The organism is Halomonas gemina (assembly GCF_023554995.1).
GTDB classification, from domain to species: Bacteria; Pseudomonadota; Gammaproteobacteria; order Pseudomonadales; family Halomonadaceae; genus Halomonas; species Halomonas gemina.
Genome location: NZ_JAMJPK010000002.1, coordinates 223503 through 241363, shown reverse-complemented (window position 1 = coordinate 241363; position 17861 = coordinate 223503). Strand labels below are relative to the sequence as shown.

Here is a 17861-nt window from a genome sequence, read left to right as displayed (position 1 = left end):
AGCGCCAGCCGCAAGCGGGAAAATCAGTCGAGGGGGTCAGGCGGGCTCATCACGCAGGGCAGAGGCCTGATGATCGAGGGGAGCCGGGCGCCGCGGGTGCGCCCGACTCGGGGGGATCACTCCACCGTGATGGTGATGGGCTCGGAGGTGACCGGCGGGTCGAAGCTGACATGGTTGGCATCCATGAACAGCAGCTGCAGGGTGTGCTCGCCGGGCTCGAGTTCCAGGGTGGTCTCGGTCTGGCCGCCGCCGAAGTGGCGCATCGCGTCATTGGCCGGCAGGGGCTGGTCGAGATCCACCTCGTCCAGCGGCGTGTCCACCAGCAGGTGGTGGTGGCCGGTGCCCTCGGCCTGGGTGCCGGCGGGCGCCACGCCCATGCCCTTGAGGCCCATGCGCACGGTCAGCGGGCTCTCGACGGTGGCCCCCGCCTCCGGCGAGATGAAGTAGACCTCGGTGCCCTCCGGCGCCGAGGCGCGTTCCATCTGGGCCAGGGCCGGGGCGGCCAGCAGCATGCCACCCGCCAGGGCCAGGCCCGCTATCCACTTGTACATTGCCGTCTCCTCGTCGTTGACCGGGGGGTCGCCCGCGTCGGGCGACACTCGCCTACAGCGTAGTCGAGCCGGGCACGGCGAGCGACGCGAGCACGGGCCTCAGCGCTCGCCGTGGGACTCCCGCCAGGCCTCGGCGGCTTCCTCCACGCCGGGTTCCTGATCGCGGGAAAGCGCGGCGCGCCGCTCGGCCTCCTCCTCACGCACGTCGTCGATCACGGTCATCAGCTCATTCACGTCCACGGTGGTGGTGTCGTGCTCGAAGCAGCCGGTCAGCTGGCTGTCCGGGTGGAGGTCGCCGGCCTCGTAAAGCGCCCAGATCTCCTTGCCGTAATCGGTAGCCAGCAGCTCCGGGGCGAAGCGGCCGAAGTAGCGGCGCATGTTGTCGACGTCGCGCTCGAACATCCGCTCGGCGCTGTTGTTGCCGGCGGCATCCACCGCCTGGGGCAGGTCGATGATCACCGGGCCATCGGCGGCGAGCAGCACGTTGAACTCGGAGAGGTCGCCATGGATCAGGCCGGCACACAGCATGCGCACCACGTCTTTGATCACCTTGGCGTAATGGGCCCGGGCCTCGTCGGCCGTCAGGGTCACGTCATCCAGCCGCGGCGCGGTCAGGCCCTCGGCATCGGTGATCATCTCCATCAGCAGCACGCCGTCGACGAAGCCATGGGGCTTGGGCACCCGCACGTCCGCCGCGGCCAGCCGGTAGAGGGCATCGACCTCGGCGTTGAGCCAGGCCTGCTCCTGCTCCTTCTGGCCGTAGCGGGTCTTCTTGGCCATCGCCCGGGACCGGCGGCTGTTGCGCTCCTTGCGTCCCTCCTGGTACTGCACGGCCTGCTTGAAGCTGCGCTGCTTGGCCTCCTTGAAGACCTTGGCGCAGCGCCGCTCCCCATGGGAGCGCACCACGTACACCTGGGCTTCCTTGCCGCTCATCAGCTGGCTCTCGACCGCGTCGATCAGGCCGTCGTCGACCAGCGGTTGCAATCTCTTGGGTATCTTCATGTCACCACGTTGGCATAGAACCCGTCGGCTGGGTATCCCGCGGGCGTATCACGTTTGGCTTACGGTCAGCGGCTGATGCGGCGGGCGCGAAAGGTGCGCCCCTTGAGCCTGCCGTTGCCCAGCTGGTCGAGGGCCGCCGCGGCGACGTCACGCCGCACGGCCACGTAGGCGCTGTTGGCGAGCACCTTGATCTTGCCCACCTGATCCCCGGCGATCCCGCCCTCGCCGGTCAGGGCGCCGAGGATGTCGCCGGGTCGCAGCTTCTGCTTCTTGCCGCCACCCAGCTGCAGGGTCGCCATGGCAGGGCGGAAGGGCTGGCGAGCCAGCACCGCACGGGCGGGCAGCGGCTCGGTCTCCAGTGCCTCGCCGAGCAGCTCGGCGAGCCGCGCCAGCCGGTAGTCCTCCTGCTCGGTGAGCAGGGTACAGGCCGTCCCGGAGCCGCCGGCCCGGCCGGTGCGCCCGACACGGTGGACATGCACCTCGAGCTCACGGGCGATGCGGTAGTTGAACACCGCATCCAGGGCGTCGATGTCCAGCCCGCGCGCCGCCACATCGGTGGCCACCAGGATCGAGGCGCTGCCGTTGGCGAACAGCACCAGCAGGCGGTCGCGGTCGCGCTGCTCCAGGTCGCCATGCAGCGCCAGGGCGCTGAAGCCCGCGTCGTTCAGGGCCTCGGCGACCTCGTCGGTCTCGCGCTTGGTGTTGCAGAACACCACGCTGGAGACGGGCCGAAAGTGCAGCAGCAGACGACGCAGCGCCTCGAAGCGGGCCGACTCGTCCGCCACCCGGTAGAAGTGCTGGCGGATGGTGGTGGCATCATGGGGCTCGGCCACCTCCACCGTCACCGGCTCACGCATCAGCCGCTCGGCGATGGGCCGGATGCCCTCGGCATAGGTGGCGCTGAACAGCAGCATCTGGCGGTCCGCCGGGGTCTCGGCGATGATCGCCTCCATGGCCGCCTGGAAGCCCATGTCGAGCATGCGATCGGCCTCGTCCAGCACCAGGGTCTCGAGCGCCCCCAGGGCCAGCGAGCCCTTGCGCAGGTGCTCCTCCACCCGCCCCGGGGTGCCGACGACGATGTGCGCGCCGTGCTCCAGCGACGACAGCTGCGGCCCCAGCGGGGCGCCGCCGCACAGGGTCAGTACCTTGACGTTGGGCAGGCTGCGCGCCAGGCGGCGGATCTCGCCGGCCACCTGGTCCGCCAGTTCGCGGGTCGGGCAGAGCACCAGCCCCTGCACCCGGAAGTCCGCTACCGACAGCCGTGACAGCAGCGCCAGGCCGAAGGCGGCGGTCTTGCCCGAGCCGGTCTTCGCCCGGGCGATCACGTCGCGGCCCGCCAGCATGGGCGGCAGGCTCTCGGCCTGGATCGGCGTCATGGCGTGATAGCCCAGCGAATCGAGGTTGGCCAGCAGTTCCGGCGCCAGCGACAGCGTGGCGAAATCGGGAGAGAAATCAGACACGTGGATAGACCTGCAAGGGAAAGCGGGCACCAGGACAGCGCCCGAGGAGGGCGGGCGCCGTCGGGCCGGGGCCGTGGGAGCGATAATCGAAGACCGGCAGGATAGCAGAAAGTGCCGCGTATCACCCCAACCGATGATGCTGTCACGGACTTCTGCAAGCTCCCCCACCCCCACTGGAGCACGATCATGTCCCCGCAACGGTCCCTCTTCTATAGTGAAGGGAGAGGCCGGTGTGACCGCGAGATGGCCATGCCCTTTTCATCAACGGCCGATCGTCCAGTACCAGCGACGATCACCTCATGGGGAGTCGAGAGAGGATCATGTGCCTGGCGATTCCCATGCAGATCACCCGCATCGACGGCGAGACGGCGCGCGCGGCCTCCCGTGGCATCGAGCGCGACATCGACCTGATGCTGGTCCAGGACCAGGACCTCGCCGTGGGCGACTTCGTCATCGTGCATGTCGGCTACGCCCTCCAGCGACTGGACCCCGAGGAGGCCCTGGCGACCTGGCGACTGCTCGACGAGATGGACGACGCCACCCCCGCAGAGACGGGCGACGGAGGCCAGATGCATGCATGAACTGAGCCTCTGCCGCTCGCTGGTCCGCCAGGCCGGCCGGGTCGCCGCCGAGCATGACGCGCCGCGCATTCGTCGCGTCTGCCTCCGCATCGGGCCGCTCTCCGGAGTCGAGGCCGCGCTGATGCACGAAGCCTTCCCGCTGGCCAGCCGCCATACCGCCGCCGAGGGCGCGCGGCTGGAGATGACGACCTCGCCGGTCCGGGTGCACTGCCCGCGCTGCGCTCAGGAGGCCGAGGCCAGCGTCAATGACCTGGCCTGCCCCCTCTGTGGCCATTGGCAGACCCGGCTGACCGGCGGCGACGAGCTCCTGCTGGTCAGCGTCGACCTCGCCGATATCCCTCTCCCCCCGACCGGATAACAGGAGCCTCATCGTGTGCCAGACCTGCGGCTGTGCCTTCCCCGACCACCTGCAGCACGCCTCGACCGAGCACGACGTCCACACCGTGGAGGTGCTCGAGGGATTGCAGGCCCACAACGACGCGGTCGCACATCACAATCGCGAGCACTTCGACCGTGCCGGGCTGCTGGTCGTCAACCTGATGTCCTCGCCCGGCGCCGGCAAGACGCGCCTGCTGGAGGCCACCATCGAGGCGCTGGGCTCCCGCTGCCGCCTGGCGGTGATCGAGGGCGACCTGGAGACCGAGAACGACGCCCGGCGCATTCGTGCCAGGGGCGTGCCCGCCGTCCAGATCACCACCGGCAGTGCCTGCCACCTGGATGCCTCCATGGTGCATCGCGCGGCCCATGCGCTGCCGCTGGACAAGCTGGACATCCTGTTCATCGAGAATGTCGGCAACCTGGTCTGCCCCGCGAGCTTCGATTTGGGCCAGCATGCCAATGTCACCCTGCTCTCGACCCCGGAGGGCGACGACAAGCCGCTCAAGTACCCGGTCATGTTCCGCGCCAGCGACCTGGTGCTGGTCACCAAGACCGACCTGCTGCCGGTCCTCGACGACTTCGACGTCGAGGCGGTGGCGGCGCACATGCACCGGCTCGCCTCCAGCGCCCCGGTGATGGCGCTGAGCAGCAAGTCGGGCCCGCTCGATGCCTGGCTCGCGTGGCTCGAGGCCGGCCTCGCCGAGCGGCGCCGCCCGGCCTTCCGCCCGGCCCCCTCGCCTGGCGGAGAGAGCCTGCTGACACGCCCCCACGGCGCTGCCTGACCCATGATGTCCCCGTCTCCCGGCGAGTGGCTGGACCGGATACGCGCCCTGCCCCGTCCGGCATCCGGCCAGCTGCGGATCATGAACGTCTGCGGCGGCCACGAGCGCACCATCACCCAGGCCGGCCTGCGCAAGGTGCTGCCCGACTACCTGGAGCTGATCCCCGGGCCGGGCTGCCCGGTCTGCGTCTGCCCCGAGGAGGACATCCATGCCGCGGTGGCGCTGAGCCTCGCGGACGGCGTCATCGTCGCCACCTTCGGCGACATGGTGCGGGTGCCCTGCAATGCGCCCCGGCGGGAGCCCCGCTCCCTGCAGGCGGCCCGCGCCCTCGGCGGCCGGGTGGTCCCGGTCGCCTCCCCCGGCGAGGTGCTGGCGCTGGCCCGCCGGCATCCCGGAAAGCGGGTGGTCTTCTTCGCCGCCGGCTTCGAGACGACCATGGCGCCGATCGCCGCCCTCTTCTCGCGGACGGACCTGCCGGACAACCTGCTGCTGCTGCTCAGCGCCCGCCAGACCTGGCCGGCCATCGCCCACCTGCTCAAGGACGGCACCGCGGGCTTCGATGCGCTGATCGCCCCGGGGCATGTGGCCACCATCATGGGCGCCGAGCAGTGGCGCTTCGTGGCCGAGACGCACGGGTTGCCCACCGCGGTGGCCGGCTTCACCCCCGGCCTGATCCTGGCGGGCCTGCATGCGGTGCTGCTGCAGGCGCTCGACCGGTCCCCGCGGCTCGACAACGCCTACCCGCAGTGTGTCACCGCCAGCGGCAACCGCCGGGCACAGGCGCTGATGGCCTCGCGGTTCGAGGTCAGCGACGCCGAGTGGCGCGGCATCGGCTCGCTTCCCGACTCGGGTTATGCCTGCACGGACGCCCTCGCCCACCGCGACGCCCGCCGGCAGTTTCCCGAGGTGTTCGAGGCCGCCTATGCCCGCCGCGGCGAGATGCCGCCCGGCTGCGACTGCGCCGAGGTGGTGCTGGGGCGAATCCGACCGCCAGAGTGCCGGCTCTATGGCAGCGCCTGCCGGCCGGACAGCCCCGTGGGCCCCTGCATGGTCTCCGAGGAAGGGGCCTGCCGGATCTGGTGGAGCCACGGCGTCCGCTCGGCCCAGGGCCCGTCCACCGGGCGGATCGCCGCCACCTCGGTCGACGCTGCGCCTAGTGAGACGGCCCCGGTCGAGCCAACGCCCGGGCTGGAAGCGCGACGCTGGCGGCTGGCCGGGGTCGTCCAGGGCGTGGGCTTTCGCCCCTTCGTCCAGCGCCTGGCCAGCCGGCTGGCGCTCGACGGCCAGGTGCGCAACCATGGCGGCGAGGTGGTGATCGAGGCCCAAGGGAGCGCCGACCGGCTGGCGACGTTCGAGCGCGGCCTGCTCATTGATGCCCCGCGGCTGGCGCGCCCGCGCCTCGCCTGTCGCGAGACGATCGCGGCGAGGCTGACCCGGCCCTTCGTGATCCAGCCAAGCGATGACGAGGACGAACAGGCGGGCCCGGTCCACCTGCCGCTGGATACCCCGGTCTGCCCGGCCTGTCTGGCGGAGCTGCACGACCCGCAGGACCGCCACTACCGCTACCCCTTCACCCATTGCGACCAATGCGGCCCGCGCTACAGCGTGATCGAACGGCTGCCCTACGATCGTGCGCGCACCAGCCTCAAGGCCTTCCCGCTCTGCCCTGCCTGCCGGCGGGAATACGAGGACCCGAAGAACCGGCGCTTCCATGCCCAGTCGATCGGCTGCCCGCAGTGCGGGCCCCGGCTGAAGTTCAAACAGGGCTTCGTGCAGGACGAGCGGACGCTGCCGGACCCGCGGGAGGCCCTGGATGCCGCCATCGCGGCGCTGGCCGATGGCCGGATCGTGGCCGTCAAGGGGGTCGGCGGCTACCACCTGATGGTCGATGCCGGCCGAGCGGCGTCGGTTTCAACCCTGCGCGAGCGCAAGCACCGGCCGCACAAGCCGCTCGCCGTGATGTTTCCCTGGCGGGGCGAGGATGGTCTGGACGCCGTTCGCGAGCACGCCCGGCTCGAGCCGCTGGCCGCCGAGGCCCTGCGCGCCGACGAGCGTCCGGTCGTGCTGCTCCCTCTGCGGGCCGATCACGGCCTCGCGGAGGGGATTGCCCCCGGGCTCGACGAGGTCGGCGCCCTGCTGCCCTATGCGCCGCTGCATCACCTGTTGCTGGAGGCCCTGGGGCGCCCGCTGGTCGCCACCTCGGCCAACCTCGCCGGCGAGCCCATCGTCACCGACCCCGCCATGGCCGAGCAGCGCCTCGCCCGGGTCGCCGACGCCTTCCTGCATCATGACCGGCCCATCCTGCAGGGCGTCGACGACGGCGTCCGGCGTCCCATCGCCGGCCGGGCGCGCCCCCTGCGCCTGGGGCGAGGCGCCGCCCCCCTGGAGCTCGAGCTGCCCTGGCCCCTGTCCTGTCAAGCGTCCCGGGCCGTGCTCGCGGTGGGCGCGCACCAGAAGGCCACGGTCTGCCTCGCCTGGGAGGCGCGGCTGGTGCTGTCGCCACATATCGGCGACCTCTCGAGCCTTGGCGCCCAGCAGGCCTTCGAGCGCCAGGTCGCGACCCTGTCGCGGCTCTATGGCGTGCGCCCGGAGCGGATCCTCCACGATGCCCACCCGGGCTACCACGGCACCCGCTGGGCCCGCGACAGCGGCCTGCCCTGCCGCGAGGTCGCCCACCACCACGCCCATGCCGCCGCCCTGTGCGGGGAACATGGCCGCTTCCGGGAGCCGACCCTGGTGTTCACCTGGGACGGCACCGGGCTGGGCCCGGACGGCACCCTGTGGGGCGGCGAGGCCCTGCTCGGCCGACCCGGACGCTGGCAGCGCCACGCCTCCTTCGCGCCCTTTGACCTGCCCGGCGGCGAGGCGGCCATCCGGGAACCCTGGCGCCTGGCCGTCACCCTGGCCTGGCAGAGCGGGCTCGCGACACCGCAGGCCCCCGCGACCGACGACGAGCTGGCGCTGCTGCGGGGAGGCTGGGAGCGACGCCTCAACGCCCCGTCCTGCTCCGCCGTGGGCCGGCTCTTCGATGCCGCCGCGGCCCTGCTGCTGCCGATTCGCCGGATCAGCCACGAGGCCGAGGCCGCCATGCGGCTGGAAGCCCTCGCCGACGGCGACGGTTGTCCCCTGGACCTGCCTCACCATCGCGACCCGAGCGGGGTGCTACGCTGTGACTGGCGCCCGCTGATCCGCCACCTCCTTGACGCGTGCATTGCCCCAGCCCGGCGCGCCGCGGACGTCCATGCCACCCTGGTCCAGGTGCTTCGCCGGCAGGCCAGCGTGGTTCGCGACGCGAGCGGGGTGGATACCCTTGGCTTGACCGGCGGCGTATTCCAGAACCGGCGGCTGACCGAGGCGGCCGTGGAAGCCCTGGAAGGCGACGGCTTCAGGGTGCTGCTGCACCAGCGTCTGCCCTGCAACGACGCCGCCATCAGCGTCGGCCAGGTCATGGAGGCCCTGGCCCGGCACGAGGAGGAGTAAATGACACAGCCTGCACCGGACACGGCCACCGTCACCCTGGCCCACGGCAACGGCGGGCGCCTCATGCGCCAGCTGATCGAGTCGGTCTTCGTCCGCCAACTGGGCAACCCCTGGCTGGCCCCGCTGTCCGATGCCGCCGTGCTGCCCGCCGCCACGGAGGAGGACCAGGAGCTGGTCTTCACCAGTGACGGGGTCACCGTGCAGCCGCTGTTCTTCGCCGGGGGCGACATCGGCAGCCTCGCCGTGCACGGCACCGTCAACGACCTCGCCGTCGCCGGCGCCATGCCGCGCTACCTCAGCGTCAACGCCTTCCTGGAGGAGGGATTGGCGCTGGAGCAGCTCGAGCGGATCGTCGAAAGCCTCGCCGCCGCGGCCCGGGCCTGCGACGTCCAGGTGGTGGCCGGCGATACCAAGGTGCTGCCGCGCGGCCTGTGTGGCGGGCTCTACTTCGGGGTCTCCGGGATCGGCATGCGCCCGCGCGGCCTGGCCCTCGGCCTCGACGCCATTCGCCCCGGCGATGCGGTGCTGGTCAGCGGGCCGGTGGGGGACCATGGCATTGCCGTGATGCTGGCCCGCGAGGAGTTCGGCCTGAGCGGCACGCTGGCCTCCGACAGCGCCAGCGTGGTGCCCCTGACCCAGGCACTGCTGGAAATGCCCGGCCTGCGCTTCATGCGCGACCCGACCCGCGGCGGCCTGGCAACCGTGCTCCACGAGGTCATCCATGCCACGGGCCAGGGGGTGACCCTCGAGGAGGCGCGGCTGCCGATCCGCGGCAGCGTGCGCAGCGCCTGCGACATGCTCGGCTATGACCCCCTCTATATCGCTTGCGAGGGACGGGTGGTGGCCATCGTGGCCGAGGACCAGGCCGACGAGGCCCTGCACCGCTGGCAGTCGCTGCCGCAGGGGCGAGGGGCGCAGCGGATCGGCACGCTCGACCCGCACCACGACCGGCTGCTGCTGGTCAACGAGTGGGGCGGCGAGCGCCTCCTGCAGGAGCTCGAGGACGACCCGCTGCCGCGCATCTGCTGAGGCCCGGCGGCGTCGGCGCGCCGGCCACCTGACGACCTTTGAACGGGACATGGCACCATGAAGGTACAGCACTTTCTGGCAAGGGAGCGCCTCCAGTCACTCCTCGACCGGCTGGTGGAGGCGGGCTATGAGGTCATCGGCCCCAGGGTGCGCGATCATGCCATCCTCTTCGAGCCCCTCTCGCGGGTGGAGCAGCTCCCCCTGGGGATCACCGACGAGCAGGCCCCCGGCCACTACCGGCTCGAGCGCACCGATTCCGGACGCGTCTTCGACTGGGCCACGGGCCCCCAGGCGATCAAGCCGCTGACCTTCGCCCCTCGCGAGACGCTGTGGCGGAGCGAGCGCCAGCCCGACGGCAGGCTGGTGTTCCGCGAGCAGCCCCCCGAGGCCCAGCCGACGGCGATCATTGGCGTGCGCGCCTGCGACCTCGCGGCGCTGTCGATCCATGACCGCCACTTCCTGCATGACGCCCATCCCGACCCGCACTACCGCGAGCGACGCCAGAACCTCTTCCTGGTCGCCGTCAACTGCATGCGCTCCGCGGCCACCTGCTTCTGTACCGCCACCGGGGACGGCCCGCGGGCACAGCACGGCTTCGACCTGGCGCTCTCCGAACTCGACGAGGGCTTCGTGGTGGAGGCCCACACCCAGCAGGGCCAGACCATTCTCGACGCCCTGGAGACCACGCCAGTGAACGGTGACCAGCTCGAGCGAGTGGAGGCGGGAATCGACCATGCCGCGCGCCAGCAGACGCGGGGGCTGCCCGAGGGCTCGCTGCCGGAGATGCTGCAGGCGGCCGTCGACCATCCGCACTGGCAGAGCCTCAACGACCGCTGCCTGACCTGCGGCAACTGCACCGCGGTCTGCCCTACCTGCTTCTGCCAGACCCACGTCGACGAGCTCTCGCTGGATGGCGCGACCGCCACCCACGACCGGCAGTGGGGCAGCTGCTTCGACCCCGACCACAGCTACATCCATGGCAGCGTCATCCGCGCCGAGCGGCCCCAGCGCTACCGCCAGTGGCTGACCCACAAGTTCGGCACCTGGGTGGAGCAGTACGGCCGCAGCGGCTGTGTGGGCTGCGGCCGCTGCATCGCCTGGTGCCCGGTGGGCATCGACGTGACCGAGGAGCTGGCCTCGCTGTCCATAGCGCCCGACGACGCGCCGGCCAAGGCGCCCGACGCCGCGCCCTCTCAGGCCCCCGATGGGGAGGACCAGCCATGACGAGCCCGCTGGTGCCCCTTGAAGCCGAGGTCGTCGGCCGCAAGGACGAGACCCCGGACATGTTCAGCCTGCAGCTGCGCTTCACCGACCCCGAGGTGCAGGCCGCCTACCGCTTCGCGATGGGCCAGTTCAACATGCTCTGCCTGCCGGGCATGGGCGAGGTGCCGATCTCGATCGTCTCCGACCCCGACGAGCAGACGATGATCGACCACACCATCCGCAAGGTCGGCTCGATCACCCGCAACCTCGGCCTGCTGCAGGTCGGCGACCGGCTCGGCCTGCGTGGCCCCTACGGTCGCGGCTGGCCGACGGAGGAGGCCGAGGGCACCGACCTGGTGATCGTCACCGGGGGGCTGGGCTGCGCCCCGTCGGTCTCGCTGATCGAGTACGTGCTGCATCGGCGCGGACGCTACGGCCGCCTGCACATCATCCAGGGGGTCAAGCACTCCAACGACCTGATCTGGCGCGATCGCTACGACGCCTGGCGCCGGCACCCGGACGTCGAGGTCTACCTGACCGCCGACACCGGCGACACCCTCTGGCCCTGGCATACCGGCCCGGTGACCCAGTTCTTCGACCGCATCGGCTTCGACCCGGCGCGCTGCTCGGTCTTCATCTGCGGACCGGAGGGCATGATGCGGGCAGTGATCAAGGCGATGCGAAAGCGCGAGGTGCCGGAAGAGCGGATCTGGCTGAGCATGGAGCGCAACATGCACTGCGCCATCGGCTCCTGCGGCCGCTGCCAGCTGGGGCCCAAGTTCGTATGCCGCGACGGCCCGGTCTTCACCTGCCGGGAACTGGCGCCCTACCTGTCGCACAGGGGAGTCTGACCATGACCACCGGGACCCACCGCGCGCGCATCGCCGTGCACAAGTTCAGCTCCTGCGACGGCTGCCAGCTGGCCTTCCTCAACCTGGGCGAGCCCCTGCTGGCCCTGGCCGAGAGCGTCGACATCCTGCATTTCGCCGAGGCCGGCCCGGTCGACGAGGAGGCCGAGGTCGACATCGCCTTCGTCGAGGGCAGCGTGGCCACCTCCCAGGACGCCGCGCGCCTGCGCGGCATCCGCAGTCGCAGCCGCTTCCTGGTCACCATCGGCGCCTGCGCCACCGCCGGCGGCATCCAGGCGCTGCGCAACCTCCACGACGCCGACGAGTGGGTGTCCGGGGTCTATGCCCAGCCCGAGCATATCGACCTGCTCGCCGACTCGACCCCGATTGCCGAGAGCGTCAAGGTCGACCTGGAACTCTGGGGCTGCCCGGTCAGTGGCGAACAGGTGCTCGGCGCCACCAAGGCGCTGCTGGCCGGCCATCTGCCCCGGGTCGACCACAGCGCGGTGTGCATGGAGTGCAAGCGCCAGCAGGCGGTGTGCGTGATGGTCGCCCAAGGCCGGCCCTGCATGGGCCCGGTCACCAGCACCGGCTGCGGGGCGATCTGTCCCCGCTGGCAGCGCGACTGCTACGCCTGCTACGGGCCCGCCGTGCAGGCCAACGTCTCGGCCCTGGCCACTCACCTGGCCGATGGCGGCATGCCCGCCGACGAGGTCGCCCGGCGCCTGCTGTTCATCAACGGCCATGCCGAGCCGTTCCGGGGCGAGGGCCTGGACTGGCAGGCACGGGTCATCAAGCGTCAGGGCAGCGAGGAGGAGCAGGGATGAGTCACGACACGCGAACCGGCGAGATCCATGTCCCCATCCTGGCACGGGTCGAGGGCGAGGGCGCCCTGGATATCCGCATCGAGGCCGGCCGGATCGAGGCGCTGACGCTGCGGATCTTCGAGCCACCCCGGCTGTTCGAGAAGCTTCTGGAGGGGCGCAGCACCCAAGACGTGATCGACAGCGTGGCCCGCATCTGCGGCATCTGCCCCGTGGCCTACCAGATGAGTGCGGTGGTGGCGATCGAATCGATCCTCGGCGTCACGCCCAGCCCCTGGGTGGAGGCGATGCGGCGGGTGATGTACTGCGGCGAATGGCTGCAGAGCCACAGCCTGCACATCCACCTGCTGGCCGCCCCCGACTTCCTCGGCTACGACAGCGCCCCGGCGATGGCCAGGGACTACCCAGAAGAGGTCCGCCGCGGCCTGCGGCTCCAGGGGCTCGGCAACGAGATCATCCGCACCTTCGGCGGCCGCTCGGTGCACCCGGTCGGCATCTGCCCGGGCGGCTTCTTCCGCGCCCCGGATGCCGCGACCCTGCAGGCCCTGCGTCAGCGCCTGGCGGCAGGCCTCGAGGAGGCCCGCGCACTGATCGCCTGGACGGCGGAACTCCCGCTTCCCGAGGACGACCAGGCCTTCGTCTCCGTCTCGCTGCGCCATCCTTGCGACTACCCCATCACCGTGGGGCGGATCGTCTCCGACCAGGGGCTCGACATCGACCCGGCCGACTTCGAGCAGCACTTCAGCGAGTTCCAGGTCCCCCACTCGACCGCGCTGCACGCCCAGCTCGACGGCCACCCCTACCTGGTCGGGCCGCTCGCCCGGCTCAACAACAACCTCGACCGACTGCCCGACGACCTGCGACAGCTGCTCGACGACGGCGGCGTGCACTTCCCCAGCCGCAACATGTTCCACAGCATCGTCGCCCGGGCGGTGGAGATGCATGTCGCCCTGGGCGAGGCGCTACGCCTCACCGAGGACTACGACCCCGCCGCCGAGCCCCATGTCGAGGCGCCCCCCCGGGCCGGGGTCGGCGTCGGCTGCACCGAGGCCCCCCGCGGCATCCTCTGGCATCGCTACGCGCTCGACGATGAGGCCCGGGTCGTCGAGGCCAGGATCGTCCCCCCGACCAGCCAGAACCAGGCGCGGATGGAGGAGGATCTCGCGGCGAGCCTGACGCGCTTCGGCCTGGAGCGCGACGACGATGCCCTGCGACTGCATGGCGAGATGGTGATCCGCAACTACGACCCTTGCATCTCCTGCGCCACCCACTTCCTGGACTTCAATGTCTTGCGAAAAAATGTCTTGCGAAAATAAGCCACGCGGGAATGACCCGGGCGTGACCGGGGCGGGCCTGGCCGGGCAGGACGGGGCCGACGACCTGCCGAAGGGCCATGACTACCTCTTCGGGCTCGGCTCGCCCCATGGCGGGGACCGCCTCGGCTGGCTCGCCGCCGAGTGGCTGGGCGACGCGCTGGGCGAGCGGGACGACATCACGGTCGCGCGACTCGACCAGCCGGTCGACCTCTTCCTCCACCCGGTGACGCCCCGCGACCGCCTGCTGCTGGTCGATGCCATGCGGGGCCAGGGGCCTCCCGGCACCCTCAAGGTCTTTGCGCCGGGGGAGCTCCCCGAGGCCGCCGCGCGGCTGTCGTCCCACGGCCTCGACCTGGCGAGCACCCTGGCGCTGGTCGAGGCGCTGGGGCTCTTCCGGGCGGGCATCCGGATCATCGGCATCGAGATGCCTGACCCCGACATGACGACACCCAAGCTCGACGAGGCGCAGGCCCGGCGACTGCACGAGGCGGTTCTAGGCTGGCTCGACGGCGGCTAGTCGCCGACCCGCAGCAGCGTTCAGGGGCGTCGGGCGACCGGCATCGGCTCCCGGCCCTCGCCCTCGAGCCGCCCCAAGGGCAGCGGCCCGTGCTCCTTGACGGTCTGGATGGCGAAGTTGCTGCGGATGTCGCTGACGCCGGGCAGGCGCAGCAGGGTCCCGGTCAGGAAGCACTCGTAGGCCGCCAGGTCCGCCACCACCACCTGCAGCAGGAAGTCCGACTCGCCCGACACCAGGTGGGCGGAGACCACCTCCGGCAGGGCGACCACCGCCTCGCGGAAAGCGTTAGCCTGGGCCTCGTGATGGCGCTCCACCTTGATGCCGACGAAGACGGTGAGGCCGAGCCCCACCCCGCCGCGGTCCAGCTCGGCGTGATAGCCGCGGATTAGCCCCGCCGCCTCCAGCTGGCGCACCCGGCGCAGGCAGGGCGAGGGCGAGAGGCTCACCTCCTCGGCCAACTGCACGTTGGTGAGCCGCGCATCGCGCTGCAGCGCCGCCAGGATGTGGCGGTCGATGGCATCCAGCCGATAACTTGGCATGAACCTTCACCTCTTCATTTTTCATTGGCATATTCTGCCAACTGTAGCCGTTTTCCTGGCCGACTTCGCAAGGACCTGCCGGCGTCCCCGGGGCTAGACTGGCAGCGTTCCAGACGGATGTGTCACGACGGCGGGAGGCGAGCCCATGGAGCTGTGGCTGTTCATCGGTGCCCTGGCAGCGATCTACCTGCTGCCCGGCCCCGACATGATCCTGGTGCTGCAGACCGGCAGCCAGCAGGGGCACTCCCGGGCGTTGGCCACCGCGGCCGGCCTTGCCGTGGCGCGCGGCCTCCACGTGGCCCTGGCGGCCCTGGGGCTGGCCACGCTGTTCGCCACCGCGCCCTGGACCTTCGATGCGGTCCGCTATGCGGGGGGCGCCTACCTGGCCTGGATAGGCCTGCAGCTGCTGCGCTCCCCGGGCGCCACGGCCGAGACCGACGCGGACCGGGTGGGCATCCTCGCCGCCGGTCACCGGCGCGCCTGGCGCCGTGGCCTGCTGACCAACCTGCTCAACCCCAAGTCGCTGCTGTTCTGCTCGGTGCTGCTGCCCCAGTTCGTGCATCCCGACGAGGGGCCCGTGCTGCTGCAGTTCGCCCTGCTGGGCGGCCTGCTGGTGGGCATCGGCCTGCTGTTCGATGCCGGCTACGCCACCCTGGGGGCTGCGCTGCAGCGCTGGTTCGCCGGCAGCCCCCTGAGGGCGCGCCTGCAGCGCTGGACCTTCGGCTCGCTGATGATCGGCTTCGCCCTGCGCCTGGCCGCCTGAGGGGCCGGCGGCCTTGTCCTGCGTCAAGACGCCACCGTTGTGTCGCGGCGGCCCATCCCCACCCTGTGCCATAGTGGAGCCATGCACATCGACGCATGCACATCGAGACATGCACATCGCCAAGAGGAGAGCCCGATGCAGGAACGTGAGGTCGATATCGCCATCATCGGCGCCGGCAGCGCCGGCCTGAGTGCCTGGCACGCCGCTCGCCAGCATAGCGAGAGCGTGCTGCTGATCGAGGGTGGGGCCTATGGCACCACCTGCGCCCGGGTCGGCTGCATGCCCTCGAAGCTGCTGATCGCCGCCGCCGAATCCGCCCACCACGCCCGCGATGCCGGCGGCTTCGGTGTAAAAACCGGCCCGGTCGAGGTGGATGGCCGCGCCGTCATGGAGCGCGTCCGGCGCGAACGCGATGGCTTCGTGGGGCGCGTGATGAAGACGGTGGAGCGCCTGGGCGAGGCCAACCGCCTCGAGGGCCACGCGCGCTTCGACGACCCGCACACCCTGATCGTCGGCGATCATACCCGGGTGACGGCACGTAACATCGTCATCGCCACCGGCTCGCGGGGCACCTGGCCGGGCTTCTTCGAGAAGGCCGGCGACCGGCTGGTGGTCAACGACGATGTCTTCGAGTGGGACGACCTGCCCGAGTCGGTCGCCGTGTTCGGCCCCGGCGTGATCGGCCTGGAGCTCGGCCAGGCGCTGCATCGGCTGGGCGTGCGCCTGCGGGTCTTCGGCGTGGGCGGCGCCCTTGGCCCCTTCCAGGACGAGGCCGTGAGGGACTACGCCGACCGCACCTTCAACGAGGAGTTCTACGTCGACCCCGATGCCAAGGTGGAGAGCATCGAGCGCGACGGCGACGCCGTGGTGATCACCTTCCTCGAGCGCGATACCGGCAAGCGCCTCACCGAGCGCTTCGACTACCTGCTCGCGGCCACCGGCCGGCGCCCCAACCTCGACCGGATCGACCTGGAGAAGGCCGGCCTGGATGTCGACGACAAGGGCGTGCCCCACTACAACCGCTTCACCCTGCAGTGCCGCAATGCCGACGACAGCCCCAGCCACATCTTCATCGCCGGTGATGCCAACCAGGAGCTGCCGCTGCTGCACGTGGCCAATACCGAGGGACGCATCGCCGGCGACAACGCCGGGCGCTACCCGGAGCTGCGCGCCGGCACCCGCAACGTGCCACTGGCCGTGGTCTTCACCGACCCGCAGATGGCCACCATCGGCGCCAGCCGCGCCGACCTGGAAGTCCAGTACGGTGGCTGCGACTGCATCGCCACCGGCGAGGCCTCCTTCGAAGACCAGGGACGCGCCGTGGTGATGCGCCAGAATCGCGGCCTGATGCGCCTCTTCGCCGAGCACGGCTCGGGCCAGTTCCTGGGCGCCGAGCTGTTCGGTCCGCGGGTGGAGCACATGGCGCACCTGCTGGCCTGGATGCTGGAGCAGAAGCCCAGCGTCAGCCGCATCCTCGAGATGCCCTTCTACCACCCGGTGCTCGAGGAGGGCCTGCGCGGCGCCCTGCGCGACCTCAACGCCAACCTGCAGCAGGGCCCGGCCATCACCGAGCGCTGCATGGAGTGCGGGCCCGGAGACTGAGCATGACGCCACGGCGCATCACCGCCCGTCTCACGTCGGCCCTGTTCACCGCCGCCCTGTTGACCGCCACCCTGCCGGCGGCGGGCGCGGCGGCATCCCCCGACACCCCGGCGCCCCGCCCGACCATCGGCCTGGCGCTGGGCTCGGGCGGGGCCAACGGCCTGGCGCACATCGCCATCCTGCAGGTCTTCGACGATCTCGGGATCGTACCCGACCGCATCGTCGGGACCAGCATCGGGGCGGTGATCGGCGGGCTCTATGCCGCCGGACTTCCCGCCGAGGCGATTCGCGACATCTTCGACGACGTGGCCGGCTCGCCGCTGGATGCCCTCTCGGGCCTGGCCGAGTCGGAGGTGGAGCTGTCGGCACTGGTGCCGTTCGGGCACGACGATGCCGGGCTGCTCGACTCGGCCGGCTTCCTCCACTTCCTGGCCGGTCATACCGAGGTTCGCACCTTCGACGCGCTGCGCATCCCGCTCGAGGTGGTAGCCACCGACTACTGGACGGGGGAGAGCGTGACCCTCGACGAGGGCCCGCTGTTCCCCGCCATCGAGGCCAGCATGGCGGTGCCGGGGCTCTTCCTGCCCATCCACCATGGCAAGCAGCTGCTGATCGATGGCGGCATCTCCAAGCCCCTGCCCTTCGACCTGCTCTACGGCGAGGTCGACCTGGTCATCGCGGTGGACGTTTCGGGCAGCCGCCGGCAGGAGGATGGCGAGGAACTCGGCCTGAGCGACATGCTGTTCAACAGCTTCAAGATCATGCAGCAGGCGATCATCCAACAGGCGCTGCACCACCAGCCACCCGACATCTACCTGCGTCCGGAGACCCGGGGCGTGCGCCTGCTGCACTTCAACCGCATCGACGAGATCCTGCGCCAGACCGAGCCCACCGCCGAGGAGCTCCGTGACCTGCTCGAGGGCTGGCTGGCCCTGCAGGCCGCCCCTTCTCCCTGACGGCACACGGCCCACCTCCCCCGGCAGCTA

The 17861-nt window shown here is 71.0% G+C and carries 17 protein-coding genes; 13 read left to right on the top strand and 4 right to left on the bottom strand.

The window, feature by feature from the left end:
* Nucleotides 1–116 precede the first annotated feature (116 nt).
* From M8009_RS05160 to dbpA, 3 genes are all read right to left on the bottom strand, one after another.
* Nucleotides 117–551, bottom strand: coding sequence for a DUF4399 domain-containing protein (locus tag M8009_RS05160; RefSeq protein WP_250059693.1), 435 nt, complete (start codon nt 549–551; stop codon nt 117–119).
* 99 nt (nt 552–650) lie between these two features.
* Nucleotides 651–1553, bottom strand: a complete 903-nt coding sequence (locus tag M8009_RS05155) for a PA4780 family RIO1-like protein kinase (protein WP_250059692.1) — start codon at nt 1551–1553, stop codon at nt 651–653.
* Nucleotides 1554–1618: 65 nt separating this feature from the next.
* Entirely contained in the window at nt 1619–3013 is a 1395-nt protein-coding gene (gene dbpA / locus M8009_RS05150) for an ATP-dependent RNA helicase DbpA (RefSeq protein WP_250059691.1), read from the bottom strand.
* A 320-nt stretch (nt 3014–3333) separates the two neighbouring features.
* Between dbpA and M8009_RS05145 the strand changes: the two genes are divergently transcribed.
* From M8009_RS05145 to M8009_RS05100, 10 genes are read left to right on the top strand one after another with little or no spacing between them, the layout of a single operon-like run.
* Complete coding sequence (locus M8009_RS05145; RefSeq protein ID WP_250059690.1) at nt 3334–3594, top strand: HypC/HybG/HupF family hydrogenase formation chaperone; 261 nt, start codon at nt 3334–3336, stop codon at nt 3592–3594.
* Nucleotides 3587–3952, top strand: a complete 366-nt coding sequence (locus M8009_RS05140; RefSeq protein ID WP_250059689.1) for a hydrogenase maturation nickel metallochaperone HypA/HybF — start codon at nt 3587–3589, stop codon at nt 3950–3952. Before M8009_RS05145 ends, M8009_RS05140 begins: the two co-directional genes overlap by 8 nt.
* Nucleotides 3953–3965: 13 nt before the next feature.
* Nucleotides 3966–4754: a hydrogenase nickel incorporation protein HypB gene (gene hypB, locus M8009_RS05135; RefSeq protein WP_250059688.1), complete on the top strand. Its 789-nt coding sequence runs from the start codon at nt 3966–3968 to the stop codon at nt 4752–4754.
* 3 nt (nt 4755–4757) lie between these two features.
* Complete coding sequence (gene hypF, locus M8009_RS05130; protein ID WP_250059687.1) at nt 4758–8234, top strand: carbamoyltransferase HypF; 3477 nt, start codon at nt 4758–4760, stop codon at nt 8232–8234.
* On the top strand, nt 8235–9263 hold the full coding sequence (gene hypE / locus M8009_RS05125; RefSeq protein WP_250059686.1) for a hydrogenase expression/formation protein HypE: 1029 nt from the start codon (nt 8235–8237) through the stop codon (nt 9261–9263).
* A gap of 57 nt (nt 9264–9320) precedes the next feature.
* On the top strand, nt 9321–10487 hold the full coding sequence (locus M8009_RS05120) for a 4Fe-4S dicluster domain-containing protein (RefSeq protein ID WP_250059685.1): 1167 nt from the start codon (nt 9321–9323) through the stop codon (nt 10485–10487).
* Nucleotides 10484–11317, top strand: coding sequence for an FAD/NAD(P)-binding protein (locus M8009_RS05115; RefSeq protein ID WP_250059684.1), 834 nt, complete (start codon nt 10484–10486; stop codon nt 11315–11317). Before M8009_RS05120 ends, M8009_RS05115 begins: the two co-directional genes overlap by 4 nt.
* Before the next feature lie 2 nt (nt 11318–11319).
* Nucleotides 11320–12141, top strand: a complete 822-nt coding sequence (locus tag M8009_RS05110; RefSeq protein WP_250059683.1) for an NADH-quinone oxidoreductase subunit B family protein — start codon at nt 11320–11322, stop codon at nt 12139–12141.
* On the top strand, nt 12138–13454 hold the full coding sequence (locus M8009_RS05105; protein ID WP_250059682.1) for a Ni/Fe hydrogenase subunit alpha: 1317 nt from the start codon (nt 12138–12140) through the stop codon (nt 13452–13454). Before M8009_RS05110 ends, M8009_RS05105 begins: the two co-directional genes overlap by 4 nt.
* 22 nt (nt 13455–13476) lie before the next feature.
* Nucleotides 13477–13971: a hydrogenase maturation protease gene (locus M8009_RS05100; RefSeq protein WP_250059681.1), complete on the top strand. Its 495-nt coding sequence runs from the start codon at nt 13477–13479 to the stop codon at nt 13969–13971.
* Between the two features lie 20 nt (nt 13972–13991).
* Here M8009_RS05100 and M8009_RS05095 read toward each other — a convergent pair whose 3' ends face one another.
* A complete protein-coding gene (locus tag M8009_RS05095; RefSeq protein WP_250059680.1) occupies nt 13992–14510 on the bottom strand; it encodes an Lrp/AsnC family transcriptional regulator in 519 nt (172 codons plus the stop codon).
* A 145-nt stretch (nt 14511–14655) separates the two neighbouring features.
* Between M8009_RS05095 and M8009_RS05090 the strand changes: the two genes are divergently transcribed.
* The 3 genes from M8009_RS05090 (at nt 14656) to M8009_RS05080 (ending at nt 17831) form a co-directional block, all read left to right on the top strand.
* Nucleotides 14656–15273 carry a LysE family translocator gene (locus M8009_RS05090; protein WP_250059679.1) on the top strand — a complete coding sequence of 206 codons (618 nt, stop codon included), beginning with the start codon at nt 14656–14658 and terminating at the stop codon, nt 15271–15273.
* 135 nt (nt 15274–15408) lie between these two features.
* On the top strand, nt 15409–16875 hold the full coding sequence (locus tag M8009_RS05085; protein ID WP_250059678.1) for a dihydrolipoyl dehydrogenase: 1467 nt from the start codon (nt 15409–15411) through the stop codon (nt 16873–16875).
* Nucleotides 16876–16877: 2 nt separating this feature from the next.
* On the top strand, nt 16878–17831 hold the full coding sequence (locus tag M8009_RS05080; RefSeq protein WP_250059677.1) for a patatin-like phospholipase family protein: 954 nt from the start codon (nt 16878–16880) through the stop codon (nt 17829–17831).
* The last annotated feature ends 30 nt before the right edge of the window (nt 17832–17861 follow it).

What these genes read in the sequence shown, in the direction of transcription:
- M8009_RS05155 (WP_250059692.1), bottom strand. Translation starts at nt 1,553, where the DNA reads ATGAAGATACCCAAGAGATTGCAACCGCTGGTCGACGACGGCCTGATC.
- M8009_RS05145 (WP_250059690.1), top strand. Translation starts at nt 3,334, where the DNA reads ATGTGCCTGGCGATTCCCATGCAGATCACCCGCATCGACGGCGAGACG.
- M8009_RS05085 (WP_250059678.1), top strand. Translation starts at nt 15,409, where the DNA reads ATGCAGGAACGTGAGGTCGATATCGCCATCATCGGCGCCGGCAGCGCC.
- M8009_RS05120 (WP_250059685.1), top strand. Translation starts at nt 9,321, where the DNA reads ATGAAGGTACAGCACTTTCTGGCAAGGGAGCGCCTCCAGTCACTCCTC.
- hypF (WP_250059687.1), top strand. Translation starts at nt 4,758, where the DNA reads ATGATGTCCCCGTCTCCCGGCGAGTGGCTGGACCGGATACGCGCCCTG.
- M8009_RS05095 (WP_250059680.1), bottom strand. Translation starts at nt 14,510, where the DNA reads ATGCCAAGTTATCGGCTGGATGCCATCGACCGCCACATCCTGGCGGCG.
- M8009_RS05160 (WP_250059693.1), bottom strand. Translation starts at nt 551, where the DNA reads ATGTACAAGTGGATAGCGGGCCTGGCCCTGGCGGGTGGCATGCTGCTG.
- M8009_RS05110 (WP_250059683.1), top strand. Translation starts at nt 11,320, where the DNA reads ATGACCACCGGGACCCACCGCGCGCGCATCGCCGTGCACAAGTTCAGC.
- M8009_RS05140 (WP_250059689.1), top strand. Translation starts at nt 3,587, where the DNA reads ATGCATGAACTGAGCCTCTGCCGCTCGCTGGTCCGCCAGGCCGGCCGG.
- M8009_RS05080 (WP_250059677.1), top strand. Translation starts at nt 16,878, where the DNA reads ATGACGCCACGGCGCATCACCGCCCGTCTCACGTCGGCCCTGTTCACC.
- M8009_RS05115 (WP_250059684.1), top strand. Translation starts at nt 10,484, where the DNA reads ATGACGAGCCCGCTGGTGCCCCTTGAAGCCGAGGTCGTCGGCCGCAAG.
- hypE (WP_250059686.1), top strand. Translation starts at nt 8,235, where the DNA reads ATGACACAGCCTGCACCGGACACGGCCACCGTCACCCTGGCCCACGGC.
- M8009_RS05105 (WP_250059682.1), top strand. Translation starts at nt 12,138, where the DNA reads ATGAGTCACGACACGCGAACCGGCGAGATCCATGTCCCCATCCTGGCA.
- M8009_RS05090 (WP_250059679.1), top strand. Translation starts at nt 14,656, where the DNA reads ATGGAGCTGTGGCTGTTCATCGGTGCCCTGGCAGCGATCTACCTGCTG.